The sequence below is a fragment of the Pseudomonas sp. P7548 genome, assembly GCF_013386585.1.
Taxonomy (GTDB): domain Bacteria; phylum Pseudomonadota; class Gammaproteobacteria; order Pseudomonadales; family Pseudomonadaceae; genus Aquipseudomonas.
Map to the genome: position 1 here is coordinate 1 of NZ_JACARO010000011.1, position 24,495 is coordinate 24,495.

At 57.8% G+C, this 24,495-nt stretch carries 19 protein-coding genes and 1 pseudogene; 8 read left to right on the top strand and 12 right to left on the bottom strand.

What is annotated here, in order from left to right:
* Nucleotides 1-331 precede the first annotated feature (331 nt).
* The 3 genes from HX803_RS32645 (at nucleotide 332) to HX803_RS04820 (ending at nucleotide 7,780) form a co-directional block, all read left to right on the top strand.
* Nucleotides 332-565, top strand: a complete 234-nt coding sequence (locus HX803_RS32645) for a DUF6124 family protein (protein WP_256732811.1) — start codon at nucleotides 332-334, stop codon at nucleotides 563-565.
* A 336-nt stretch (nucleotides 566-901) separates the two neighbouring features.
* Complete coding sequence (gene hhe / locus HX803_RS04815) at nucleotides 902-6,646, top strand: DUF4011 domain-containing anti-phage protein Hhe (protein ID WP_372339892.1); 5,745 nt, start codon at nucleotides 902-904, stop codon at nucleotides 6,644-6,646.
* A 45-nt stretch (nucleotides 6,647-6,691) separates the two neighbouring features.
* Nucleotides 6,692-7,780: a DUF4236 domain-containing protein gene (locus HX803_RS04820; protein ID WP_178919359.1), complete on the top strand. Its 1,089-nt coding sequence runs from the start codon at nucleotides 6,692-6,694 to the stop codon at nucleotides 7,778-7,780.
* 87 nt (nucleotides 7,781-7,867) lie between these two features.
* Here the strand turns inward: HX803_RS04820 and HX803_RS04825 are convergent, their stop codons facing one another.
* From HX803_RS04825 to HX803_RS04880, 12 genes and pseudogenes are all read right to left on the bottom strand, one after another.
* Nucleotides 7,868-8,719 carry a restriction endonuclease gene (locus HX803_RS04825; RefSeq protein ID WP_372339893.1) on the bottom strand — a complete coding sequence of 284 codons (852 nt, stop codon included), beginning with the start codon at nucleotides 8,717-8,719 and terminating at the stop codon, nucleotides 7,868-7,870.
* Between the two features lie 58 nt (nucleotides 8,720-8,777).
* Nucleotides 8,778-8,906, bottom strand: a pseudogene (locus tag HX803_RS33085) (type I restriction-modification system subunit M N-terminal domain-containing protein); the annotation flags it as partial.
* Nucleotides 8,903-9,121 (bottom strand): hypothetical protein, encoded by a 219-nt coding sequence (locus HX803_RS32655; RefSeq protein ID WP_256732812.1) that lies wholly within the window; start codon nucleotides 9,119-9,121, stop codon nucleotides 8,903-8,905. The gene HX803_RS32655 and the pseudogene HX803_RS33085, both read right to left, overlap by 4 nt.
* Nucleotides 9,122-9,210: 89 nt before the next feature.
* The gene (locus tag HX803_RS04840) at nucleotides 9,211-9,987 is read right to left on the bottom strand and encodes a helix-turn-helix transcriptional regulator (protein ID WP_178919363.1); all 777 of its coding nucleotides are present in this window, start codon (nucleotides 9,985-9,987) and stop codon (nucleotides 9,211-9,213) included.
* 214 nt (nucleotides 9,988-10,201) lie between these two features.
* A complete protein-coding gene (ppa, locus tag HX803_RS04845) occupies nucleotides 10,202-10,729 on the bottom strand; it encodes an inorganic diphosphatase (RefSeq protein WP_068579703.1) in 528 nt (175 codons plus the stop codon).
* A gap of 94 nt (nucleotides 10,730-10,823) precedes the next feature.
* A complete protein-coding gene (locus tag HX803_RS04850; RefSeq protein WP_178919365.1) occupies nucleotides 10,824-11,654 on the bottom strand; it encodes a zinc-dependent peptidase in 831 nt (276 codons plus the stop codon).
* Nucleotides 11,655-11,661: 7 nt separating this feature from the next.
* A complete protein-coding gene (locus tag HX803_RS04855; protein WP_178919367.1) occupies nucleotides 11,662-12,318 on the bottom strand; it encodes a DedA family protein in 657 nt (218 codons plus the stop codon).
* 323 nt (nucleotides 12,319-12,641) lie between these two features.
* Nucleotides 12,642-13,100, bottom strand: coding sequence for an N-acetyltransferase (locus HX803_RS04860; protein ID WP_017735604.1), 459 nt, complete (start codon nucleotides 13,098-13,100; stop codon nucleotides 12,642-12,644).
* A 92-nt stretch (nucleotides 13,101-13,192) separates the two neighbouring features.
* Nucleotides 13,193-14,026: an ethanolamine ammonia-lyase subunit EutC gene (gene eutC, locus HX803_RS04865; protein WP_178919369.1), complete on the bottom strand. Its 834-nt coding sequence runs from the start codon at nucleotides 14,024-14,026 to the stop codon at nucleotides 13,193-13,195.
* Nucleotides 14,023-15,417: an ethanolamine ammonia-lyase subunit EutB gene (locus HX803_RS04870; protein WP_178919371.1), complete on the bottom strand. Its 1,395-nt coding sequence runs from the start codon at nucleotides 15,415-15,417 to the stop codon at nucleotides 14,023-14,025. Before HX803_RS04870 ends, eutC begins: the two co-directional genes overlap by 4 nt.
* Before the next feature lie 52 nt (nucleotides 15,418-15,469).
* A complete protein-coding gene (gene eat / locus HX803_RS04875; RefSeq protein WP_176998549.1) occupies nucleotides 15,470-16,903 on the bottom strand; it encodes an ethanolamine permease in 1,434 nt (477 codons plus the stop codon).
* A 149-nt stretch (nucleotides 16,904-17,052) separates the two neighbouring features.
* Nucleotides 17,053-18,573, bottom strand: a complete 1,521-nt coding sequence (locus tag HX803_RS04880; protein WP_176998548.1) for an aldehyde dehydrogenase family protein — start codon at nucleotides 18,571-18,573, stop codon at nucleotides 17,053-17,055.
* A 273-nt stretch (nucleotides 18,574-18,846) separates the two neighbouring features.
* Between HX803_RS04880 and HX803_RS04885 the strand changes: the two genes are divergently transcribed.
* The 5 genes from HX803_RS04885 (at nucleotide 18,847) to HX803_RS04905 (ending at nucleotide 24,319) form a co-directional block, all read left to right on the top strand.
* Nucleotides 18,847-20,763 carry a sigma-54-dependent Fis family transcriptional regulator gene (locus tag HX803_RS04885; protein ID WP_178919373.1) on the top strand — a complete coding sequence of 639 codons (1,917 nt, stop codon included), beginning with the start codon at nucleotides 18,847-18,849 and terminating at the stop codon, nucleotides 20,761-20,763.
* Between the two features lie 396 nt (nucleotides 20,764-21,159).
* Nucleotides 21,160-21,969: a hypothetical protein gene (locus HX803_RS04890; RefSeq protein WP_372339894.1), complete on the top strand. Its 810-nt coding sequence runs from the start codon at nucleotides 21,160-21,162 to the stop codon at nucleotides 21,967-21,969.
* Nucleotides 21,970-22,066: 97 nt separating this feature from the next.
* Nucleotides 22,067-23,416: a UDP-N-acetylmuramate:L-alanyl-gamma-D-glutamyl-meso-diaminopimelate ligase gene (gene mpl, locus HX803_RS04895; RefSeq protein ID WP_178919375.1), complete on the top strand. Its 1,350-nt coding sequence runs from the start codon at nucleotides 22,067-22,069 to the stop codon at nucleotides 23,414-23,416.
* Nucleotides 23,413-24,042: a flavin prenyltransferase UbiX gene (ubiX, locus tag HX803_RS04900; RefSeq protein ID WP_071485426.1), complete on the top strand. Its 630-nt coding sequence runs from the start codon at nucleotides 23,413-23,415 to the stop codon at nucleotides 24,040-24,042. The genes mpl and ubiX overlap by 4 nt, the downstream gene beginning before the upstream one ends.
* Complete coding sequence (locus HX803_RS04905) at nucleotides 24,035-24,319, top strand: YceK/YidQ family lipoprotein (RefSeq protein WP_178919377.1); 285 nt, start codon at nucleotides 24,035-24,037, stop codon at nucleotides 24,317-24,319. The genes ubiX and HX803_RS04905 overlap by 8 nt, the downstream gene beginning before the upstream one ends.
* Nucleotides 24,320-24,495: the final 176 nt, after the last annotated feature.

Sequence of the window (24,495 nt, forward strand, 5' to 3'; positions counted from 1 at the left end):
GGGTTTTAAAGGCCAGCAGGGCTGAGCGCTTTCATTTGCGGGACGTTTCCGAGAGAATCCAAACCGCATTGCGCCAGTGGGGATGGGTGACTAGGCTGCGGGCTGTCACTGCATATTCAGTGAACGGGTTTAGTCGCCCGGACCTTGCTAGGCGCATGCGCCATCTCAAAGACAGGTGTCTTCTCACCTGCACTTTATGGTGGCTGTGCGCAGGGCACCCTCGGGTGCGCCGGAGCCTAGCAGCCGGTCGACTAACCTGCGTACAGCCGCCACCTCTGATTGTTTAGTCGCAAAAGGACGGTGGTATTCACTTACTGCTAGGGGTTTTGCTATGGATAACGTTTGTTCGGATTTGCCGTCATCGGGTGCGACTTACCCATTCACCGTTAATGAAGAGCTAAGCTTTGAGGATGCCTGGGTGCGTGTGGCTGAGTTGCTGCAGTGTGCGGTGGCTACGTCGCAGGTGCTTGGGGAACCGCTGGCTGCACCGCAGAGGGCGGTGATGCATTTGGTGGAGCTGGCGAAGATGGTGGCGGATCGGGCTGTGGAGTGTATGCAGCCTTAATCACTCCACTTCAAAGACGGGCAAGACAGCAGCCAGTTCGCCTTTGCCGTCACCACTGGCATAAGACAGGCAGCATTTGGTGGTTCTTCCAACCCTTGTGGAAGCAGAGACTTGCACGCGTCAAGGCATTTTGCCTTTACCTTGCAGCGCGTGCTGGATATTGTGACATCCATCAAATTCCAGGCAGGCCGCTGTTTCCCAAGGATGGCATCTCGAGCGCACTGAGAAATCTGCCGCGCCCCTAAAACGCCTCTCTTGTTATCGCGGCCAGCTGAAGCTGAGCATCGGCTTGCCTTGCCCGGATAAATCATTAGGCAGTTACCCCGAAAATTAGCGGTGATCGACGTGAACTCAGGCCCTGAATCATTGGATATCCAACGAGATGAACTTGTTCTGCAATGGATATTGGAACTAGTCCCTGCAGACGGGACTGCCGTTGGTAACAAGTCACTCAGGGACCGGATCGATCGGCGAGCTGAGCTTCAGGATTTTTCCGTTTCTGAGGAAGAGTACTGGCGTCTTCGTGACGAGCTTATTTCCAAGGGGTTGCTCAATAAAGGAAGTGGTCGCGGGGGATCGGTTTATCGCTTCGATACAGAGGCCAAGGGGCATTCGAAGCCTATTGATACAGAGCCATTTACCGATTGGGACGACCTCGATACGCCTCCAAGCGAGATACCGGAAAGTCTGGAGAAACTGAGAAGTAGGCTGCTTGACCTTAGTGCTCGCAATCGGTTGTTGAATTTCTCACACGCGCGCTCCAAGCGTTTTGTACGGATCATTGATGAGCTGCCGGATCATTTGTTTGACTCCTTGGCAGACGAAAAATCTATGCGCTTTGCTGCTGTGCCTGAGCCAACGGAAAGGCAGCTGCTTACTCACGGTTTTTTAAAGCTGGACGAAAAAACAGGCGCAGTTATTGAACTCAAGAAACAACCCACAGCAGAAGTGTGGGCGCAAATTCTGGGTATGTCGACCAGCTATGAGCTACCTCTGCCTCCTGAAAACGGGGAATCTGGTAAGCACTCTGATGATGCGATCCAGACGCTTTATTACCCGGTAGAGATGGAGTCTCGGCTGCAGATACTACATGCTCAGTCGCGATCAGCGCTTGAGGAGACGGGTGCAAACATCCTTTATCTTGCGCTGGGTTTTCTGGAGTGGAATGACTCGGTGGCGGGTAAAGAAAGCACCCGTCTGGCACCGTTGATGTTATTGCCAGTGAACTTGGAGAAAGGAAAGCTCAACCCTCAAACCGCAACTTTTGAATACCGCGTACACCCTACCGGTGAAGATATTCTTACCAACCTTTCGCTACGAGAAAAGCTTCGCGTCGATTTTGATATCGCGTTACCGCGAATTACCGACGACAGTACACCTGAAGAGTACTTCGAGCGAATTGTAGAAACCGTACTGAAAGTCAAACCTGACTGGAAAGTTCATCGTTACGCTTCGCTCGGTCTGTTTGAGTTTGGCAAGTTGATGATGTACCTCGACCTTGATCCCGGCCGGTGGAAAGATCAAGCGCTGCTTGATCACGGTTTGGTTAAGCGACTAACAGGAATGGACGGTTTACCGCCTGACTCGACAGGAAAGCAAGGCGCATTTTGCGTCGAGCATTCGATAGACGATATTGAGCAGATTCACCTGCAGTTTCCTCTCATTGATGACGCTGACAGCTCTCAGCACAGTGCATTGATAGATGTTATCCGCGGGGATGATCTTGTGATTGAGGGGCCTCCCGGTACAGGGAAGTCTCAGACCATCACCAACATGATTGCTGCGGCATTGGCCCAAGGCAAAAAAGTGTTATTCGTTGCCGAAAAAAGGGCGGCGCTTGAGGTCGTCAAAACTCGACTGACGCGGGCCGGCTTGGGTGATTTCTGTTTGGAGTTGCATAGTCATAAGAGCCAAAAGAGCGCTGTTATCGATAGCATTCGGCAACGGATTCAGAAAAATGGCGGCTACCGTTCGCCTAAGCAACTTACAGATCTGATTTCCAACTATGAGCGATTGAAGCAGCAGCTCAATAAGCACGTACATCACCTACATACTCAATTCGAAGAATCGGGAATGAGTGTTCATCAGGTGCTCATGCAGGCAACGCGTTTGCGTGAGGCATTGTCGATTAAACCTTCAGACCTGCACCCGCAGTCCGAGGTATTGATTGATAAAGTGCATTTGCAAGAGCAAGCCGGCTTTTACGCACATATCTATCGTAAGACAGCTGAGGAGGCTGGCCAAGCAGGCAGGCTTGAAACGCATCCGTGGTTTGGCAGCACAAAAACGCGGGTGACGGGTGCCGAGCGATCAGCACTTCTGGAAAACCTCGCACGCGCGCAGCATGCGCTGAATCGTCTAGCGACTCTTCGGCCTCAACTCGCACTACAGCTTCAGGTTCCTGTACTGGAGGCTTATAGCCCAGAACAGATGCGAGATTTAGCTGCCTCTATTCCGGTGCTTGCATTACCTAAAGGTGATGAGGATTGGGATCTATTAGGACGCTTGGACATCGCGTCCTGTGAGGCGTTGAAGCTTTGGCTGCAGGGTATGGACTCCTTGTTGGACGAACAGAGTGTTTTAGCTAGGTCGTTGCGTGCTGAAGTTATTAGCTCTGAGGAAGCAATCTCATCTATCAAAAAAGCCTGCGCAGCCATACGTCTGCATAACGGTGATGAAGCCCTTTCACTTAATGTCCTACTGGATGTGATTGAAGAGGCTGAAGATCTACTGGAGTTGGCTCCGCGCCTTCAAAGACTAATTCAGTTGTTAACGGACGGGCGGGCCGTTCAAGGCTTGCGAAGTGACTTTATCGGAATTGAGCAGTTGGTACTCTTTCTGCAAATGCTTTCGGCGATGCCTGAGGATTTGGCAAGTCTTCGCCATAAGCGCTTTGAAGACGAGAGCTTGGACGAATTGCTCGTAGAGTTGGGCAGTGATATCTCGGTTGTTAAACACTTGCAGGAGCAAGCAGCAGGTCACTTCACACTGGATCGATTGCCTAGCCATACGCGATTAGAGGATTTAAATCGAGTTCTGGCAGATAAATCACTTTTCCGTTGGTTCAAGGGGCAATGGCGCTCTGCGAAAGCCGAAATCCTGGCTATGGCGCGACCTGGGCTCAAGCTGAACCAGCTTCTGGTGGTCCTACCTGATGTAATTGCCTATTTGAAACAATACAGTCAGTTGAATGAAAACAAAGGGCTAGGCGAAAAACTGGGTGAGCATTTCCAAGGCATTGATACTCCGATTGATGCGCTCAAGCGTTTACGAGATTGGTACAAGCTCCTGCGAGCAGAATGCGGACGTGGGTTCGGTGCAAAGGTCTGGATTGCAGAGTACCTACTTAAAGTCGATGAGCAGCTATTGGCTGAGATTTTTGACGATACCGTAGAGCTCGAATCCTACCTGATGGATGTACGTGACCATCGACTGGACTTGGAAGAACTGTTGCCGTTTGACTGCCATGATTTGCGTTCGGAAGACTTGCTCGCCCCACAGGGGCTGTATGTTCGCCTTATCAGAGACGTCGGAGCTCCTCTTCGCTCTTTACTACCCGTGGTTAGCGAAGAGAAACCTACGATGGGGCAACTGCTGCAGTTGATTCAATCCGTGGAGAGCTGGCAGGCCCGTTCGGCGGCCCTGCAAAGCGACGCAGTGCTAAAAACCTGCTTGTTAGGAGAAGAGCTCCCTCGAATAGAAAACCTTTCCGCAGCCCGACCTCGCTTGACTACGTGGCGGCATACGGTTGCGTTCGTTCAACCCATTCTGGCGTTACCGATTCGTGACATTCTCGTTCCGCAGTTGACGGCGTGTACGCCAAAAGAGGCTGAGGAGTTGATACTCCACTGGCGTCAAGAAGGCGCAACGCTCGCACAAGCTGTGGATGTTTGGGAGCACGCATTGGAAGGCTTTTTCCAAAGCGCTTCGGTCATTTCCAGCCAGTGGTGGCAGTCCATTGAGAAAGCAGATTTCGAACCCATTGCTGACCGCTTGGCATGGGCTGCACAGAATTCGGATCTCCTCGATCATTGGTTCGAGTACCGTCGCTTGCGTTTGCACCTGGTCGACTTAGGGTTCGAGACCGTCGTCGAAGCAATCGAAACGCAAAAACTGGCGTCGGAGCACTGTATTGACGCTTGTTTGCTCGGCCTTCTCGACAGCTGGGCATTGAAGATTCTTGAGCTCGATCCCGCATTGGGTCAATTCTCGGGTAAAGAACAAGAAGCCATCCGCGCCCGGTTTGCTGACATTGACGAGCAGCTCAAGCATCTACAACGTGAGCAGGTTTCTTCACGTATCAGTCAGAACAATATTCCCGCCGGCAATAGTCATGGAGCGGTTCGAGACTTTACGCAACTGGCCTTACTGCAACGTGAGGCTGAGAAAAAGACACGGCATGTGCCGATCCGTAGCTTGATGAACCGTGCATCTGAAGCGTTACAGGGCCTCAAACCCTGCTTCATGATGTCGCCAATGGCTGTCGCCCAATATCTGCCAGCAGGTCATGTCGAGTTCGATTTGGTCGTTATGGACGAAGCCTCTCAAATGCGTCCGGAAGAAGCATTGGGTAGCATTGCCCGAGGCAAACAGTTAGTGGTTGTGGGTGACCCGAAACAATTGCCGCCGACAAATTTCTTCTCCCGCAACGGTGGCGATACAGACGCCGATGAAGCCGATGTTTCCTTGGCAGAGGACTCAGAAAGCATTTTGGAAGCCGCCATGCCGCTATTCAAACTGCGGCGTTTGCGTTGGCACTACCGGTCCCGTCACGAGAGTTTGATCGCCTTCTCCAACAAGGCCTTCTATGAAAGCAACCTCGTTGTCTACCCATCACCGCACCGCGAATCAACCGAATTTGGCGTCAAGTTTGTCAGAGTACCTCGCGGGCGTTTTGTTGAGCAGCGCAATATCGAAGAGGCTGAAGTTGTCGCTAAGGCCATTGAACACCACCTTACTCACCGACCTGATGAGTCTTTAGGTGTGGTGGCCATGAACGTTAAACAGGCTGATCAAATTGAGCGAATGCTTGAGCATCTGGCCAAACAAAGTCCGCAGTTGCAAGTCGCGCTGGACCGTAATCAAAGTCAGGATGAGCCACTGTTCATCAAGAACTTGGAAAACGTTCAGGGTGACGAGCGAGATGTTATTTACATCTCCGGTACTTACGGCCCTATGGAAGTAGGTGGCACCGTTCCTCAACGCTTTGGCCCGATTAACGGTGCCAGCGGATGGCGACGTTTGAACGTGCTGTATACCCGCTCCAAGAAACGCATGCAGGTCTTCTCCTCGTTTGGATCGACCGATGTCTTAGTAACCGGAACCTCTAGCAGAGGTGTTCAGGCACTGCGCGACTTTCTGCACTTCGCCGAATCTGGTCGTATGCCACACATCAAAGAAAATGAACGCGCCCCTGACAGTGATTTCGAGGTAGCAGTCATGGACATGTTGTCGCGCCATGGCTATCAATGCGAACCCCAGGTTGGCGTAGCGGGATTCTTCATTGATTTGGCTGTCCGTGATCCTGGGCAACCTGGCCGCTACCTGATGGGCATTGAGTGTGATGGAGCCGCATACCATTCGGCCAAGTCCGCGCGTGACCGCGACCGTCTGCGTCAAAGCGTGTTGGAGCAATTGGGCTGGAATATTCGCCGCATTTGGTCGGTGGATTGGTTCCGCAATGCCCGCGTGCAAATCGAACCTATTCTCCAGGAGCTTGCACGGTTGCGAACCGAGCCAACGGCAGAGGTAGCGGCGATAGGCGAGGAGTCTGAAGAGGCTTCAATCCAGCACGTGGCAGATGAGCAGAGCGAGCACGCTGAGCGTATTACCCTTGAGGGTAACTACAGCCTGCGAGAGAAGTTGCTGTGGCTTGAAGAAAATGTGATCCGGCCGAGTTTGCCAGATGTTCCTGTTAATCAGCGGCTATTGAGGCCTGCGATGCTGGAAGCGTTGCTTGAGTTTCTACCTGCAGACCGTATTGAGTTTCAGCAGATGATTCCTGGGTATTTGCGTAATGGCACCCACGGTATGGAAGGGCGGTATATCGATGATGTACTCCTTGTGATTGGCGAGCAGTGAGTCAGCTACTAACAGTGGATGTTCAGACGGCTTCAAGGAAGGGTAATGGGTTTCTATATTCGTAAGAGCATCAGAGTAGGGCTGTTTCGTTTCAACCTGTCCCAACAGGGAGTGGGCGTTTCGGTTGGGTTGAAAGGCTTACGCATTGGGACGGGACCTCGGGGTAATTACGTGCATATCGGTCGGGGAGGCCTGTATTACCGGGCTACCCTACCAAGTGCAAACGGTAACCAGCCTTTTTTACCTCACATTGACACTACTGTGATACCTGAGGGTACCCACGCCCCTTTAGTCGAAATCGAATCCGCGGCTGCTTCGAAAATCGTGGATTCATCTTCACGTGATTTGCTCAATGAGATGAATATGAAGCAGGCACGATGGCGGATTTGGCCATGGGTTGGCGTCCTGGGACTGCTCACAGTATTTCTTGGCCTACGTAGTGGTTGGTCCAATAGCGCTTTATGGAGCGCACTCGTCATTGGTTCAATCCTAACCATTGCCTTTGCGGCACGCGACGCGATGGCTAAGACGGTTGTACTGTTTTACGATTTTGACGCCGAGATGGAAAAAGCTTACGAAGCATTGCATAGCAGCGGTCAGCAGGTTTCGACAGCTGTTGCAGCCTGGCATATCGAAGCCGAAGGTGCCGTTCATGATCGTAAGTATCACGCTGGTGCGAGCAACCTTGTTCGTCGAAAAAAAACGACTATTTCACGATCTTCACCTCCTTATGTAAAAACCAATATAGAAACCATTTCCATGGTTGTAGGGCGCCAAACGCTGCATTTCTTCCCTGACCGTGTGCTGATTTATGACGAGAAAGGCGTGGGAGCGGTTAGCTATGGAGAGCTGCAGTTACAGGTCAATGCGAAGCAATTTATCGAAAGTGGTCCGCTTCCTAGAGACGCCACGGTAGTTGATAGGACGTGGCAATTTGTTAACAAAAAAGGCGGCCCCGATCGCAGGTTCAAAAACAATCGTGAGCTTCCCGTTTGTCTTTATGATGAATTGAAATTTTCTAGCGTGACCGGTCTGAATGAGGTCGTACAAATCTCGCGAAATGGTGTTGGAGATACTTTTGCTAGGGCGATTTTCGACCTTGCGCGGGTGATGCCGTCTGAGCGAGTAAGTTGAGGCGCTCTCGTTAAGCGTGTTCATCCGAGTGGTTGAGTTGCGACTGTGCGCGGCCAGGCTGGTTTGTACTTTGCAGCTTGGGGGGCGTCAGTCTTCTACGAAATAATCATTGTCCAGCTGCTTCACTTCGTAGATCTGTTTCACATTGCAACCCAGGTTGTTCTCGACCATCAGGCGTGCCAGATCTTCACCATCGATTAGCACCACTTTTATATCCAGATTCATCGCGGCTTCGCGAGCACCGTTGGAGAAGTCTGAAGTGGTAATGAAAACACCCTTACGAGCGCGCTGGCGTGTGAGAGCCCCGATGAACTTATCTATTTCTGGGCGGTGTACGGTGTTCACCCAGCGCTTTGCTTGCAGGTAGATCACATCCAGGCCGAGCTTGTCTTCCTTGATGATGCCGTCTATGCCGCCGTCGTTAGTTTGTTGAGTTGCGCGGCCAGCTTCCTTACGTGATCCGCCATTTCCCATGGAAATCATCAGATCGACGACAAGCTGCTCAAAAAAGGCTGGTGAGGCCGCACGTACCAAAGACAGCAGATCCTCCGCCAATGCTTGGCCAAGAGTCTGATGAGCATCGGCTAACTGCTCGTCTGGGGTGGTTTCCGATGCGGCGATTTCCAACGCAGCAGGGATGTCTCCTGTTTGTGGTTTGGCGGTGTGAAAGTCGGCGAACTCAGGGAACTGCTTAAGCCAACTGACGCTGATACGCTCTGGTCCATTGGACAATGCATCAAGGCCCCGCGCAGTAATCTGCACCATACCTTTCGCCGGGATGGTCAGTAGTCCGGCCTTATTAAGATAAGTTCGAGCCCAACCTACCCGGTTATTGATCACCGTCTGATTGCCGGAAGGCAGGTGCTCTTTTCGCTCGTCCTCACTCAATTGGAACTGATCGGCAATCCGCTCGCGTAGTTCACGGAGCGGCAGCGGCATACCATCCTGTACTGTGCTCAGGACTGGCCGCATCACACTTTGAAAGTCCGGAATTGCCATCCATACGGCGCAACAAAGTGAAAGGCAGGATAATGCGGCCGTACTGGGATTGCTTAAAATCACCACGCAGCAGGTCGGCAATCGACCACAGAAAGGCGGCCGTCTGGGAATGATTTTCCGTGTTCACGCGACAATTCCTTGGGGTAGGCAAAAAGCTAAGTCTAACCCGTTGAACTGCCAACCTGTGACAGGCAATGTTTGTTCGGTGATGTAAATACTTAAGACATTAAAAAGCCGGCTTGTGGCCGGCTTCTCGGGGACTGCTTCAGCTTGTTTTTGACAAACCTCACCAGCCTTCAAATCGCTCAGCCCACGTTGCGTCGGGCTGAATAGTAAGGGCATCCGCGGGAACTCCTCCGCTTCGCCGAGCAGGGTGGATAGCGCAAAGCCACCCCCTGCCAAATGTGGGCCGCATGATACCCACATTCACCTCAAATGCCCACCTCCGGATCCGTTTTAGAGCCTTCCCAGCCCAATAAATGCTCATCCAGCGGCACGGGTGGGCGGCGGTTGTTCAGGGTGGACCACCAGAACACCCAACCCACGATCTGGAAGTTCTGCTCGAAGCGTTGCTCGTACGTGAGGTATTCGTCGGGGTGTTCGCTGGCGTTGTGGCTGCGCATGCGCAGGCCGCCGCCTGGGCGGTTGTAGAGGTATTTGATGCGCAGCATGCCGTCGTGTTCTACGGCGTAGATTTCGCCATCGATGATTTGGGTGCGGCCTCGGTCGATGGCGAGGGTAGCGCCTTGTTGGATGATGTCGATCATGCTGTTGTCGACCATGTAGGCGCCCAGGGCGCGGTCGGGGTTTACGGTGAGGGTGTCGAGGGTGTGTTGGGAGACGCGGATGCGTTCGCTGGAGGTGAAGGAAGGGTGGAGGTCGATCTCCACGTCGGTTTTTTCCGGAGGGCAGGCTGGGTCTGCGAGGTATTTGCCGCGTCCTTCGCGGGTGTTGGTCAGTCCTTTTCGGGTGTCCGGGCCTTCCAGCAGGAAGTTGGCCGGTGGGTGCTTGGGGCCTTCGCCGGTGCGTAGCCAACGGCTGGAGATGCACAGCAGTTCTGCGATCTCGTTGAGTCGGCCCATGGGCACGCCGCGCTTGAACCAGTTGTTCACGTGTTGGGGCGTGACGCCGCGGTTCTTGGCGAAGTCGGAGGCGGAAAGGTGAACTTCCCGTAATAGCGCTTTTAAACGATCACCTGATGTATTCATAAACGCAGAGCTTACTGACCGGGAAAACAGATCAAATAAACCATGCGTTGAGTTGCGCTTGTAGGTTTTTACTTAGTTGTAGTTCGATGCGCCGGATTCAAAGGGCAACTAAACGAGATCTATAAGTTTTTGAACTTGTCGTTTAATTTTTCCCACAAAAAAAGCCCCGAATGATCGGGGCTTTTTTTATTGCCGGGGCAATGAGGAGCGGGTATCAGCCTTTGTAGGCAGCGACCGACTTCAGGATCTCGGCGCGGGCGGCGTCTGCGTTGCCCCAACCGTCGATCTTCACCCATTTGCCTTTTTCGAGGTCTTTGTAGTTCTCGAAGAAGTGTTTGATCTGCTCCAGCAACAGTGGTGGCAGGTCGGTGTATTCCTTCACGTCCACGTACAGCTGGGACAGCTTGTCGTGTGGTACCGCGATAACTTTGGCATCGCCGCCGCCGTCGTCGGTCATGTTCAGGATGCCGACTGGACGTGCGCGGATCACCGAGCCTGGTGCAACCGGGTAAGGGGTTACGACCAGCACGTCGAGGGGGTCACCGTCGTCGGCCAGGGTGTTTGGGATGAAACCGTAGTTGGCCGGGTAGAACATTGGGGTGGCCATGAAACGGTCAACGAACAGGCAATCGCTGTCTTTGTCGATTTCGTATTTGATCGGCGCGTGGTTGGCCGGAATCTCGATGGCGACGTAGATGTCGTTCGGCAGGTCTTTGCCAGCCGGAATCTTGCTGTAGCTCATTGGGCGTTGCCCCCGTTAATTGGCCATGAAACATGGCCGGATTGGCCTAAAAGTGGCGGCGATTATAGGCACATTCTGATGCCGATGCCATGCGTCAGACGTCGTACGGCGCCTGGGGTTCAGTCCGGTACCGTGCGTCGCTGGCTTGCAGCTGAGTCAGGCGGGCCAGGGGATCCTGGCGGTAAAAGCGGCTGAGCTGCGCGTACACCTGTGGATAATGGTTGACCAGTAAATCCGGGGCGCTGAAGAAATATTCGCTGGTGACCGCAAAGAACTCGGCCGGGTTTTCGGCGGCGTAGGGGTCGATCTCGGTTTCGACGTCCGGGTTGGCGTCGAGCTGGCGATTGAGGTCGTCGTAGGCGCTCTGCATCACGCTGGCCCACTCTTGCACGCGCATGTCGCTGTGCAGCGGCGGCAGGCCGTTGGCATCGCCGTTGAGCATGTCCAGCTTGTGGGCCAGTTCGTGAATGACCAGGTTGTAGCCTTCCCACTGGCCGCTTGCTAGTACACCGGGCCAGGCCAGGATCACCGGGCCCTGTTGCCAGGCTTCGCCGCTGTGTTCGCCGTCCCATTCGTGTTCGATGCCGCTGCTGTCGCGATGGCGCTGGGGGCTCAGGAAGTCGTCGGGGTACAGCACGATTTCATGGAAGCCCTGGTACCAGTCGAGGTCGCCGAGGTTCATCAGCGGCAGTTGCGCCTGGGCGGCGAGCAGCAGGCGTTGTTCCTGGTGCAACTCGACGCCGGGAAGGGCAGTGAGGTGTTTTTCGGCGAGGAATACTACGCAGGCTTCGCGTAGCCACTGGTCCTGCTCGGCGCTGATGCCGTCGAGGAAGGTCAGGTGGTGGCGCACCCGCTGCCAGGTGTCCTCGGCAATCGGGTGCTTGGCCAGCAGGCGCCGGCGACGCCAGGCGCTGAGGGACCACATCGCGCGCTTACTGCGACTTGGCTTCGGAAGAGGTGCGGCCAAAGCGGCTGCGGGCCACGCCAATGATCATCGGCACCAGGGACAGCAGGATGATGAACACCACCAGCAGCGACAGGTTTTTCTTGATGAACGGCACGTTGCCGAAGAAGTAGCCCAGGGTCACCAGGCCGCCGACCCAGATGATGGTGCCGAACACGCTGAAGCCGAAGAAGCGCGGGTAAGGCATTTTGGCGATGCCGGCGACGAACGGGGCGAAGGTGCGCAGGATTGGCAGGAAGCGCGCCAGGGTCACGGTTTTGCCGCCGTGCTTGTCGTAGAAGTCGTGGGTCTTCTGCAGGTAGTCGCGGCGGAAGATTTTCGAGTTCGGGTTGCTGAACAGCCGTTCTCCGGCCGTTCGGCCTATCACATAGTTGGTGCTGTCCCCGAGGATCGCCGCCAACATCAACAGGCCGCCCAACAGGATCGGGTCCATGCCGCCGCCCGCGGCAATGGCGCCGGCGATGAACAGCAACGAATCACCCGGCAGGAACGGCATGACCACCAGGCCGGTCTCGCAAAAAATCACCAGGAACAGGATGGCGTAGATCCACACGCCGTAATTCCTCACCAGCGTATCGAGATACACGTCGAGATGCAGGATAAGGTCAAGCGGGTTGAAATCCATGAATGGCACCTGTGTGAATGGCCCGGCTCAGCAGGCCTGTGCGGGGGCGTCGGGAAATAAGGCTACAAGTCTATGTCGCGATTCTTACAACCCTGAGAGGTCCGCATTATACGGATTGAGCCGTGAAAAGCGTGTTGGTTTTGTAGCGGGGGATGTCGTGTAGACGATGGGCTAAGGTCTGAATGTTATCGAGTGTTCAATTGTGGGAGCTGGCTTGCCTGCGATGCCGGCACCTCGGTGTATCAGTGAGACCGAGGTGATGCCATCGCAGGCAAGCCAGCTCCCACACAAGCCCGTTCCCCATAGGATAGGCGGTATGGGCTTCAGTCCTCGCTGATTGGCAACACGTAGTTCTTGAACTCCGTGTCTTCGCGAAACCCGATTGACTCGTACGTCTTCTGCGCCACTTCGTTGTCACTGCTGGTCGACACCCGCAGCCGTACCGCGTGGGTTTCCTTGGCCATTTTCTTCGCCGTGCGCATCAGGTTGTCTGCCACCAGTTGGCGGCGGGCGTCTTCGGCCACGTAGATATCGTTGAGGATCCACACGCGCTTGAGCGACAGCGACGAAAAGCTCGGGTACAGCTGGCAAAAGCCGAGCAGCTTCTTGTCGTCATCATCGGCCAGGGCCAGGTAGATCACCGACTCCTTGCGGCGCAGGCGCTTTTCCAGAAAGGCCCGCGACGAGTCCGGGAAGGGCAGGGCACCATAAAACTCACGGTATTTGACGAACAGCGGGGTCAACAGGTCCAGGTGTTCCAGGGTCGCTTGAGTAATCCGCATGCCAGGCCTCAACTTCCAAAGGGGGGATGACCACACAAGCGGCCGTGACTCGATGCTGCCTAATGGCGCGAAAAAGCGCAATCGTGCAGCAATTAGTCATCCGGTGAACTGAGCAGGAAATTGCCTTTCATCAGGTCAGGATCATCCGATTCGATGGTCTGAACCTGCGCCTCGTCCTTGAGATTGACCCCCGACAGCTGCCGACGACACGCCTCTCGCATCAAGTAAAGCAGGCGATGGGCGGCCATGCCGTAGCTCAGGCCTTCCAGGCGCACATTGGAGATGCAATTGCGGTAGGCATCGGTGAGGCCGACCTTGGGGTTGTAGGTGAAATACAGGCCTAGGCTGTCCGGCGAACTGAGCCCCGGCCGTTCGCCGATCAGAATGACGGTCATCTTGGCCCCCAGCAGCTGGCCCACTTCATCCGCCACCGCCACGCGGCCCTGTTCCACCAAAACAACCGGCGACAAGGACCAACCGTCGGCGCTGCTCTGTTCCTCCAGGCGTGTCAGAAACGGCAAGGTGTGTTTATGCACCGCCAGTGCCGACAGGCCATCGGCGACCACCACCGCCAAGTCCACGCCGCCCGGATTGGCCGACGCATGATCACGCAGCAACTGGGCCGACTCATCGCTCAAGCGCCGCCCCAGATCCGGGCGTTGCAGGTACATGTGACGGTCAGTGGCGGCACTGTGCAGCAACAGGCTATCGCGCCCGCGCTCGGCCAACTGGCTGCTGAGGCCGGCATGGTCGAAGGGCAGGTGCACGGCGTCCCGCGCTTGGGCGTGGGCGAACTGGAAGTCCAGCTGTGCGCTGGTGGGGATGCTGGTGCCGGTGCGGCCCAGGGCAATGCGCGCCGGGGTCAGGCGGCGCAATTCCAGCCACGGGTTGTCAGGCAGGTCGAGTTGCACGGGCGGCTCCTTCATCCCAGTTGCGCCAAGGCTTGGCGGAAGGCCGGTGGCAGGCTGTTGCCAAACTGCACCTTGCCGTCGGCTTGCGTGAAAATGCCCATTTTTGCCAGCCACTGTTCAAACTCCGGCGCCGGCTTTAAACCCAATGTTTGGCGGGCGTATAAAGCGTCGTGGAACGAGGTGGTCTGGTAGTTGAGCATGATGTCATCGGAGCCCGGGATGCCCATGATGAAGTTGATCCCGGCCACCCCCAGCAGGGTCAGCAGGGTGTCCATGTCGTCCTGGTCGGCCTCGGCATGGTTGGTGTAGCAGATGTCGCAACCCATCGGCACGCCCAGCAGCTTGCCGCAGAAGTGGTCTTCAAGGCCGGCGCGGATGATCTGCTTGCCGTTGTACAGGTACTCGGGGCCGATAAAGCCTACGACCGTATTCACCAGAAACGGCTTGAAATGCCGCGCTACCGCGTAGGCGCGGGTTTCGCAGGTTTGCTGGTCGACGCCAAAGTGCGCGTTGGCCGACAAGGCGCTGCCTTGGCCGGTTTCGAAATACATCAGGTTCTGGCCCAGCGTGCCGCGCTTGAGGCTCAAGCCCGCCTCGTAACCTTCCTGCAGCACACTCAGGCTGATGCCGAAACTGGCGTTGGCCGCTTCAGTGCCGGCAATCGACTGGAACACTAGGTCAAGCGGCACGCCGCGGTTGATCGCCTCGATCGAGGTGGTGACGTGGGTCAGCACGCACGCCTGGGTCGGGATCTCATAGCGCTGGATGATCGCGTCGAGCATCTCCAGCATGGCGCAGATCGAGGCGATGCTGTCGGTGGCCGGGTTGATGCCGATCATGGCGTCGCCGTTGCCGTACAGCAGGCCGTCGAGAATGCTCGCGGCGATGCCGGCCGGTTCGTCCGTAGGATGGTTGGGCTGCAGGCGCGTGGATAAACGCCCGCGCAGGCCCATCGTGCCGCGAAACTGCGTGACCACGCGGATCTTCTGCGCCACCAGCACCAGGTCCTGCACGCGCATGATCTTGGACACGGCGGCGGCCATTTCCGGTGTCAGCCCTGGCGCCAAGGCGCGTAGGGAATGTTCGTCGGCCGCGTCGCTGAGCAGCCAGTCGCGCAGGCCGCCGACGGTCAGGTGGCTGACCACTGCAAACGCCTGTTTATCGTGGGTATCGATGATCAGCCGAGTGACTTCGTCGCTTTCATAAGGGATCAGCGCTTCTTCGAGGAAGTGCTTGAGCGGGATATTCGCCAGCGCCATCTGCGCCGCCACCCGCTCGCCGTCGTTCTGCGCGGCGACGCCGGCCAGGAAGTCCCCGGAACGTGCGGGGCTGGCCTTGGCCATCACGTCCTTGAGGCTGTCGAAGCGGTAGGTTTGAGCGCCTACCGCGTGGGAAAAGCTTGCCATACAGTGTCTCCTTGACGACGCAGGCAGCGGCCTGCGTCGAGGTTTACGGCAGTCAGTGCAAGGCGGCCTCTGCGGCCTGGATCGCCGCGAATTCCTCTTCGGGCGTGCCTGCTACCAAGTGATGCCGGCTGTAGAAAGCAAAGTAAGCAATTAATACTCCATAGATGATCGCGGCGCCAATCACCACCCGTGGGTCCACCAGAAAGCCCGCCACCACGGCCACGCAGGCCAGTACCAAGGCGATGCCGGAAGTGAAGATGCCGCCTGGCGTGCGGTACGGACGCTCCATTTTGGGGCGACGGATACGCAGGGTGATGTGCGCGGCCATCATCAGCACGTAGGAAATGGTCGCGCCAAACACCGCCACCAGAATCAGCAAGTCGCCCTGGCCGGTCAGCGACAGGCCAAAGCCAATGATGCCGGGGATCACCAGGGCCAGTACGGGTGCCTTGCTCTTGTTGGTCTGCGACAGTTTGCGCGGCAGGTAGCCCGCGCGGGACAAGGCGAAGATCTGCCGCGAATAGGCGTAGATGATCGAGAAAAAGCTGGCGATCAGGCCGGCCAGGCCCACCAGGTTGACGAAGCCGCCCATCCACGTTGAACCGCCGTAGGACAAGGCCAGCGCTTCCACCAGCGGGTTGCCGGATTTGACCAGCGCATAGGTGCCGGCGCCGCCCGGTGCAATCACCAGGATCAACAGGGCAAAACTGGTCAGCACCACAATGGCGCCGATCAGGCCGCGGGGCAGGTCGCGCTTGGGGTTCTTGGTTTCTTCGGCGGCCAGGGGCACGCCTTCTACCGCCAGGAAAAACCAGATGGCGTAGGGAATCGCTGCCCACACGCCGACATAACCGAACGGCAGGAAGGTGCTGGCGCCCTTGGCTTCGGTCACTGGAATGTCCAGCAGGTTGGCCACGTTGAAGTGCGGCACCATCGACACCAGGAACACGCCCAGGGCAATCGCTGCAATCGCGGTAATCACAAACATCAGCTTCAAGGCTTCACCGACGCCGAAGATGTGGATGCCGATAAAGATGATGTAGAACGCCAGGTAGATCATCCAACCGCCGATGCCGAACAGCGACTCACAGTAGGCGCCGATAAACACCGCGATGGCGGCGGGGGCGATGGCGTATTCGATCAGGATGGCGGTGCCCGTGAGGAACCCGCCCCAGGGGCCAAAGGCGCTGCGGGCAAAGCCGTAGCCACCACCGGCGGTAGGAATCATGGAAGACAGTTCGGCCAGGGAAAAACACATGCACAGGTACATGGTGGCCATCAGCAATGTGGCGAGGAACATCCCGCCCCAGCCGCCTTGGGCCAGGCCGAAGTTCCAACCGGCATAGTCGCCGGAGATGACGTAGGCAACGCCAAGGCCTACCAGCAGTACCCAGCCGGCGGCGCCTTTTTTAAGTTCGCGTTGTTGGAAGTAGTGGGAGTCAACTTTTTCGAAGTCGACAGAAGAGCCAGTCGGTTCGCTAGGCATGGGAAAGTACCGTCCGTTGTTATTGTTTTTAATTCGGCATCTATGGGCCGAATGCATTTCGCAAGTACTTGTAGAGATCTAACTGTGGGAGCGAGCAAGCCCGCTCCCACATTAGGTAGTGCATTTCAAATGTGGGAGCGGGTTGTCAGTTAGAAGAAACCCAACGGATTAATGTCGTAGCTCACCAGCAGGTTCTTGGTCTGCTGGTAGTGATCCAACATCATCTTGTGGGTCTCACGGCCCACGCCGGACTTCTTGTAACCGCCGAACGCGGCATGGGCCGGGTACAGGTGGTAGCAGTTGGTCCACACGCGGCCGGCCTTGATCGCCCGGCCCATGCGGTAGGCGCGGTTGATGTCGCGCGTCCACACGCCGGCGCCCAGGCCGAACTCGGTGTCGTTGGCAATCGCCAGGGCTTCGGCTTCGTCCTTGAAGGTGGTGATGCTCACCACTGGGCCGAAGATTTCTTCCTGGAACACGCGCATTTCATTGGTGCCCTTGAGCAGGGTTGGCTGGATGTAATAGCCGCCCGCCATGTCGCCTTCGAGCTTCTCGACCTTGCCACCAGTGAGCAGTTGCGCGCCTTCGCCCTTGGCGATTTCCAGGTAGGACAGGATTTTGTCGAATTGCTGCTCGGACGCCTGGGCGCCGACCATGGTGTCGGTGTCCAGCGGGTCGCCGCGTTTGATCGACTCGATCTTCTTCATGACCACTTTCATGAACTCGGGGTAGATCGACTCCTGTACCAGCGCACGGGACGGGCAGGTGCACACTTCGCCCTGGTTGAAGAACGCCAGCACCAGGCCTTCAGCGGCTTTCTCAATGAAGGACGGCTCGGCCTTCATGATGTCGTCGAAGAAAATGTTCGGCGACTTGCCGCCCAGCTCAACGGTGGACGGAATAATGTTCTCGGCGGCCGCATGCATGATGTGCGAGCCCACTGGCGTGGAGCCGGTGAAGGCAATTTTGGCGATGCGCTTGCTGGTAGCCAGGGCTTCGCCGGCTTCTTTGCCGAAACCGTGCACCACGTTCAGCACGCCCGGTGGCAGCAGGTCACCGATTACTTCCAGCAGCACGTTGATGCCCAGCGGGGTTTGCTCGGCAGGCTTGAGCACCACGCAGTTGCCCGCCGCCAGGGCCGGCGCGAGTTTCCAGGCGGCCATCAGCAGCGGGAAGTTCCACGGGATGATCTGGCCCACTACACCCAGCGGCTCGTGGAAGTGGTACGAGGCGGTGTGTTCGTTGATCTCGGCGCTGGTGCCCTCCTGGGCGCGGATGCAACCGGCGAAGTAGCGGAAGTGGTCGGCGGCCAGCGGGATGTCGGCGTTGAGGGTTTCACGCACGGCCTTGCCGTTGTCCCAGGTTTCGGTGATGGCTAGCAGTTCGAGGTTCTGTTCAATGCGGTCGGCGATTTTCAGCAGCACCAGCGAGCGGTCCTGGGCCGAGGTCTTGCCCCAGGCGTCGGCGGCGGCGTGGGCGGCGTCCAGCGCCTTGTCGATGTCTTTGGCCGTGGAGCGAGGGAATTCTGCGATGGGCTTGCCGTTGACCGGCGAGGTGTTGGTGAAATAGTTGCCATCGACCGGCGCAACGAATTCGCCACCGATGTAGTTGCCGTACTTGGCCTTGAACGAAACGATGGCGCCTTCAGTACCGGGGTGTGCGTAACGCATGGTAGGTATCTCCTGGCTCTTATGTTTATTGGGAGTGCAGCGCAACGAGCGCGTTATAAAGCGTAGAGCAAAGGTTGGGCCACTGCTTTGCGGGCCAGGTAAATCAAGGGTTTAGGGTTTGTTGCAAGGCGTTGCTGTGCCAAGGGTGGTACAGGCGGTGTGACAGTTTGTGCCACCTTTGGTACAGCCGGTGACCGGTGAGTCTGCCCGGGATTGCAATGGCTGGAGGCCTGGGGGATGCTGGGCGTTCTCACGCAGGGAGAATAATAAGAAATGCACAACGATCATTTCAGTCGCCATGCCCAGCAAGTCCTCACCGTGGCCCATGGTCGCGACCCATCCAGCGATCCCTCCATCGCCCGTTCCTGGCTGCGTTGCCTGGAGGACTACCACCTGGACCCTGCGCAAACCATTGCCCCCACCGTGCTTGAACATGGCCGCCTGCTGGAAAGCCGCGAGCGCCTGCAACAGGTGCTGCACATTGCCGGCAGTGAGATGAACAGCCTGCACCAGCAACTCTCGGGCGCCGGCCATGCGGTGTTGCTGACCGATGCGCGGGGCGTGATCCTCAACTGTGTCACCGCGCCGTCCGAGCGCAAGATCTTCGAACGCGCCGGGCTGTGGCTGGGCGCCGACTGGAGCGAGGCGTGCGAGGGCACCAACGGCATCGGCACCTGCCTGGTGGAGCGCCAGTCCCTGACCATTCACCGTGATGAACACTTTCGTGGCCGGCATACCGGGCTGACCTGTTCGGCCAGCCCAGTGTTCGATCCCCATGGCGAACTGCTGGCTGTGCTGGACGTGTCCTCTGCCCGCGAGGCGGTGTCGCGCCAGAGCCAGTTCCATACCATGGCGCTGGTCAACCTGTCGGCGAAGATGATCGAGAGCTGCTACTTCCTGCGTCACTTCGAACACCACTGGCTGCTGCGTTTTCATTTGCAGGCCGAGTCGGTGGGCTTGTTCAGCGAAGGGCTGCTGGCGTTCGACGGTGAGGGGCGAATCTGCGCCGTGAACCAAAGTGCACTGAACCTGCTGGGACAACTGCGCGGCGGTTTGCTGGGGCAACCGGTGGAAGCGTTTTTCGACTGTTCCCTGGACCAATTGCTCGGCCGCGCCAGCGCCAATGCCACGGCCAGTTGGCCGCTGCGCACCCGCGATGGCCGGCATTTGTTTGCGGCATTGCGCGGGCAAGCGCTCCCAGCCCCCGTGCCCATCGCCAAGTCGGTTGCCGTGGAGCGGCCACGCCTGCCCGGCATCTGCCTGGGTGACCCCGCTTTGCAACAGGATTTCAGCAAGGCGCTGCGGGTGTTCGAACGCGACGTACCGCTGTTGATCAATGGCGAAACCGGTTCCGGCAAGGAGGCCTTCGCCAAGGCTGTGCACCAGGCCAGCCAACGGGCCGACAAGCCCTTTGTGGCGCTCAACTGCGCGGCCATCCCTGAAAGCCTGATCGAGAGCGAATTGTTCGGCTATCGCGGTGGCAGTTTCACCGGTGCCCGCAAGGAAGGCATGCAAGGCAAGTTGCAGCAGGCCGATGGTGGCACGTTGTTCCTCGATGAAATCGGCGACATGCCCCTGGCCTTGCAGACCCGCCTATTAAGGGTACTGGAGGACCGGCTGGTGGTGCCCATTGGCGGCGAGCCGCAAGCCGTCAACGTCAGGATCATCAGCGCGACTCACCGTAATCTGCTGGAGCGCGTGGGCGACGGCAGCTTTCGCGAAGACTTGTACTACCGGCTCAACGGTCTGGAAATTCCGTTGCCGGCCTTGCGCGACCGTGCCGACAAGCCCCAATTGCTGGATTTTCTGCTGGCCGAGGAGGCGGGTGATCAAGCAGTCACCCTTGAGCCCTCCGCGCGCCAAGCGCTGCTGGCGTTTGCCTGGCCAGGCAATGTGCGGCAGATGCGCATGGTGCTGCGCACCGTGGTTGCGTTGTGCATGGACGGTTGCGTGCGGTGTGAGGACTTGCCGGTGGCGCTTCGCCATTCACCCAGCGTGACGGCCGGCACTGCAACAACCCAGGCTGACTCGTCGCTGGGGGCTGCAGAGCGAGGAGCATTGTTGGCCACCTTGGCTCAGCAGCATTGGCATATGAGCCAGACCGCCGTCGCGCTGGGTGTCAGTCGAAACACGCTTTATAGAAAGCTGCGCAAATATGGAATCGCCCGCCCATTGCGCCAGGAGTGTTAACGGGTTGTCGTTTATTCAGTTGGGCGAGTAGGAGGCGAGTTTTGCCTGCCGTGCGATGACTCGGGTTTATCGTGGGGCGCTGATTTTCTGGAACCCGATAGCGGTTTTCAAAGACGCAGTAGATGAGGTCGGCATTCAGCCTGGCCTCGGATTACCGGCTTTAACTCCCTATCCGTATCAGAAGTCATCAAGGTGAAGATTATGCGTATCACAGGTCTGCCTCCGTCGACGCTCCACCATTCTGAGTCATCGCCCGCCCATCCGCAGACAGAACCCGCCGCGCCTGAAACGTTCGCCCATGAAGAAACCCAGGGTGGACACACACGCAGCAAGCGCGGGATTGTTTCCAATCCATTCCGACGCGCACCGTCGACTCCGCTACGTACGCCCAGTGTCGTGTCGACTCGCCCGCCCGTTGCGCCTGGGAGCCCCAAGCCTCCCGCAAGGACCGCGCGGGACAACTTCAAGGAAATCTCGGCAACCCTCACCGGTACGCCCGGTCCGCGTACGCTGCCCTCCCAGAGCCACGTGGCCCCGAAAACCCTGGCGGATGTCACGCAGAACCTGATCGTTGCAGACCGCCTGCACAAGGCTGGCGTGTTCGCCAACGAGCCCAAGCTGGGCACGGTGGCCCGGGATGCCTTTGTCAACGCGGGTATCAACGGCCTGGTGAGTGCACCGTTGAGCATTGCAACGTACGCAGGCTCGGCCTGGACCGGGGAGGCGATCAAGGGTCAATTCGCCTCGCAAACGCCCATACTGCCACCTATTCACGGCCCGGCGCCGAGTACCCAAGTGGGCGGGGGCGCGCCAGTGCCGGATTCCGCTCAGGTGGAGGCACACCTGAAATTGGCCGAGCTTCGGATCGAAATGGTGGCGAACAACATCATGGCGATACGTCAGGGGACGGATGCGCCCGCCCTGCGCATGATGGAGCAGGTTTATGCCACTCCGAACGAACGTCTGAACACCTTGGAGGCGTTGTACGAGGTGGCTGAAAAGAAGCTGAAACTGATCGGAGAGGGCAATGACATGATTTTCCGCCCCTTCGCGGTGCCGGCGGGCACCTCGCCTCTCACTGACGCGGTTCGCCTGACGCACCTGGACAAGCGTTTTGAAGCGGTGAACAAGTTCATCGGCAAGTTGATCGTATTGAAGGAGACAGAACTACCCAAGGAAACACCCGGCGAAACCTCGACGGCCTGATGTTCCAGGCGGCCTTCCGGGGCCGCCGCCCGACACCTAAAGAGTGCGATTTCCCCCGCCCTGCGCTAACCTGCCTCGATGTTTTACGAGGTCGACTATGCACATTCATATTCTTGGTATCTGCGGCACTTTCATGGGCTCGATGGCGGTTCTGGCCAAAGAACTGGGCCATCACGTCACCGGCTCCGATGCCAACGTCTACCCGCCCATGAGCACGCAGTTGCAGGCCCAGGGCATTGAGTTGACCCAAGGCTACGACCCGTCGCAGTTCGACCCGGTGCCGGACCTGGTGGTGATCGGCAATGCCATGTCGCGGGGCAACCCAGCGGTCGAATATGTGCTCAACAAAGGTTTGCCTTATGTGTCTGGCCCGCAGTGGCTGGCCGATCACGTGCTGCAAGGCCGTTGGGTACTCGCCGTTGCCGGCACCCATGGCAAGACCACTACCAGCAGCATGCTGGCCTGGGTGCTGGAGCATGCCGGCATGAGCCCGGGCTTCCTGATTGGCGGCGTGCCGCAGAATTTCTCGGTGTCGGCGCGCTTGGGCGACACACCGTTTTTTGTGATCGAAGCCGATGAATACGACAGTGCCTTCTTCGACAAACGTTCCAAGTTCGTTCACTACCGCCCACGCACCGCGATCCTGAACAATCTGGAGTTCGATCACGCCGACATCTTCCCCGATCTGCCGGCCATCGAGCGGCAGTTCCACCACCTGGTGCGCACCATTCCCAGCGAAGGCCTGGTGATCCATCCGACCACCGAGCCCGCCTTGCAGCGGGTGATCGAGATGGGCTGCTGGACCCCGGTGCAAACCACCGGCGCGGGCGGGCAGTGGCAGGTCAAGCTGCTCAGCGAAGACGGCTCCAGATTCGAAGTGCTGTTTGAGGGCGAGCCCCAGGGCATTGTCGAGTGGGGCATGACCGGCCAGCACAACGTGGCCAACGCGCTGGTGACTCTTGCCGCCGCGCGGCATGTGGGCGTTGTGCCGTCCATGGGCATTGCCGCGTTGAGCGCCTTCAAAAGCGTGAAACGCCGCATGGAAAAAGTCGCCGAGGTGAATGGCATTACGATCTACGACGACTTTGCCCACCATCCGACGGCGATTGCCACCACCCTGGATGGCCTGCGCAAGCAGGTGGGCGATGCGCCGATCATTGCGATCATCGAGCCGCGTTCAAACTCCATGAAGCTGGGCGCGCACCGCGATGGTTTGCCGGAAAGCGTCAACGATGCCAACGAGGCTGTCTGGTACGCACCGGCCAACCTCGGCTGGGACCTGCCGGGCATTGCCGCGCGGTGTACGGTGCCGTCCACGGTGTGCGATTCCATCGAAGGCATCATCGAACACGTCAAGCAGCAGGCCAAGCCGGGCACTCACGTAGTGGTCATGAGCAACGGCGGCTTCGGCGGCCTGCATGGCAAGTTGGCCGAGGCGCTGAAATGAGCGGGCCGGAACGCGTCACCCTGGCGATGACCGGCGCATCGGGCGCACCTTATGGGTTGCGCCTGCTCGATTGCCTGGTGCGCGAAGACCGCGAGGTGCATTTCTTGATCTCCAAGGCCGCGCAATTGGTGCTGGCTACCGAGACCGACGTCGCGCTGCCGGCCAAGGTACAGATGATGCAGGCCTTCCTCACCGAGTACACCGGTGCGGCGGCGGGGCAGATCCGGGTTTACGGCAAGGAAGACTGGATGTCGCCGGTGGCCTCGGGCTCTGGCGCACCGGCGGCGATGGTGGTGGTGCCGTGTTCCACCGGCACGTTGTCGGCGATTGCCACCGGTGCGTGCAACAACCTGATCGAGCGCGCGGCGGACGTGACCCTCAAGGAGCGTCGCCAGTTGATCCTGGTGCCACGTGAAGCGCCTTATTCGAGCATTCACCTGGAGCACATGCTCAAGCTGTCGAACATGGGCGTGACCATTTTGCCGGCATCGCCGGGCTTCTATCACCAGCCGCAGACCATCGATGACCTGGTGGACTTTGTGGTGGCGCGCATTCTCAACCTGCTGAACATCCCTCAGGACATGCTGCCACGTTGGGGCGAACACCATTTGAGCAGCGATGAATAAACTCTTGATGGTAGTGCTGGCGCTGCAACTCGCCGGCTGCGCGACCGCTCGCACCTTGGACGCCGCGCAATCCGGTGCACCGGTGGTGTATGCCGGTACGCGGCTGGACTTGTATGCGATCAATGGTGGCTGCTGCGCCAAGGATCGGTTTGGTGCCGAGGCGCCGAGCTATCCCCATGTCGACCTGCCAGCCAGCGCGCTGCTCGACACGCTGCTGTTGCCGCTGTCGGTGTTAACGGTGCTGGGGGTTGGCTTCAACGCCACGGGCGGTCTTTAGGGCGGGGGTGCAAGCGCGCCTCATTGTAGCCAACCCCGTATCCACATCAGATCGTGTTCATACCGTATAAGTGGGAGTGCGAACGGCAGTCGTAACTGGCTCTAGCCCGAAGTATCAATCGATTTACTTCGTAACATTATAAACAGTGGCTGTTGTGGGGGGGATCGGTCGCTCGT

Coding starts and splice junctions, on each gene's coding strand:
- HX803_RS32645 (WP_256732811.1), top strand. CDS start 332: ATGGATAACGTTTGTTCGGATTTGCCGTCATCGGGTGCGACTTACCCA.
- HX803_RS04840 (WP_178919363.1), bottom strand. CDS start 9,987: ATGAATACATCAGGTGATCGTTTAAAAGCGCTATTACGGGAAGTTCAC.
- mpl (WP_178919375.1), top strand. CDS start 22,067: ATGCACATTCATATTCTTGGTATCTGCGGCACTTTCATGGGCTCGATG.
- HX803_RS04885 (WP_178919373.1), top strand. CDS start 18,847: ATGCACAACGATCATTTCAGTCGCCATGCCCAGCAAGTCCTCACCGTG.
- eutC (WP_178919369.1), bottom strand. CDS start 14,026: ATGAAGGAGCCGCCCGTGCAACTCGACCTGCCTGACAACCCGTGGCTG.
- HX803_RS04860 (WP_017735604.1), bottom strand. CDS start 13,100: ATGCGGATTACTCAAGCGACCCTGGAACACCTGGACCTGTTGACCCCG.
- eat (WP_176998549.1), bottom strand. CDS start 16,903: ATGCCTAGCGAACCGACTGGCTCTTCTGTCGACTTCGAAAAAGTTGAC.
- HX803_RS04905 (WP_178919377.1), top strand. CDS start 24,035: ATGAATAAACTCTTGATGGTAGTGCTGGCGCTGCAACTCGCCGGCTGC.
- HX803_RS04880 (WP_176998548.1), bottom strand. CDS start 18,573: ATGCGTTACGCACACCCCGGTACTGAAGGCGCCATCGTTTCGTTCAAG.
- HX803_RS04850 (WP_178919365.1), bottom strand. CDS start 11,654: ATGTGGTCCCTCAGCGCCTGGCGTCGCCGGCGCCTGCTGGCCAAGCAC.
- HX803_RS32655 (WP_256732812.1), bottom strand. CDS start 9,121: ATGCCCTTACTATTCAGCCCGACGCAACGTGGGCTGAGCGATTTGAAG.
- HX803_RS04825 (WP_372339893.1), bottom strand. CDS start 8,719: ATGCCGCTGCCGCTCCGTGAACTACGCGAGCGGATTGCCGATCAGTTC.
- HX803_RS04855 (WP_178919367.1), bottom strand. CDS start 12,318: ATGGATTTCAACCCGCTTGACCTTATCCTGCATCTCGACGTGTATCTC.
- HX803_RS04820 (WP_178919359.1), top strand. CDS start 6,692: ATGGGTTTCTATATTCGTAAGAGCATCAGAGTAGGGCTGTTTCGTTTC.
- ubiX (WP_071485426.1), top strand. CDS start 23,413: ATGAGCGGGCCGGAACGCGTCACCCTGGCGATGACCGGCGCATCGGGC.
- HX803_RS04870 (WP_178919371.1), bottom strand. CDS start 15,417: ATGGCAAGCTTTTCCCACGCGGTAGGCGCTCAAACCTACCGCTTCGAC.
- ppa (WP_068579703.1), bottom strand. CDS start 10,729: ATGAGCTACAGCAAGATTCCGGCTGGCAAAGACCTGCCGAACGACATC.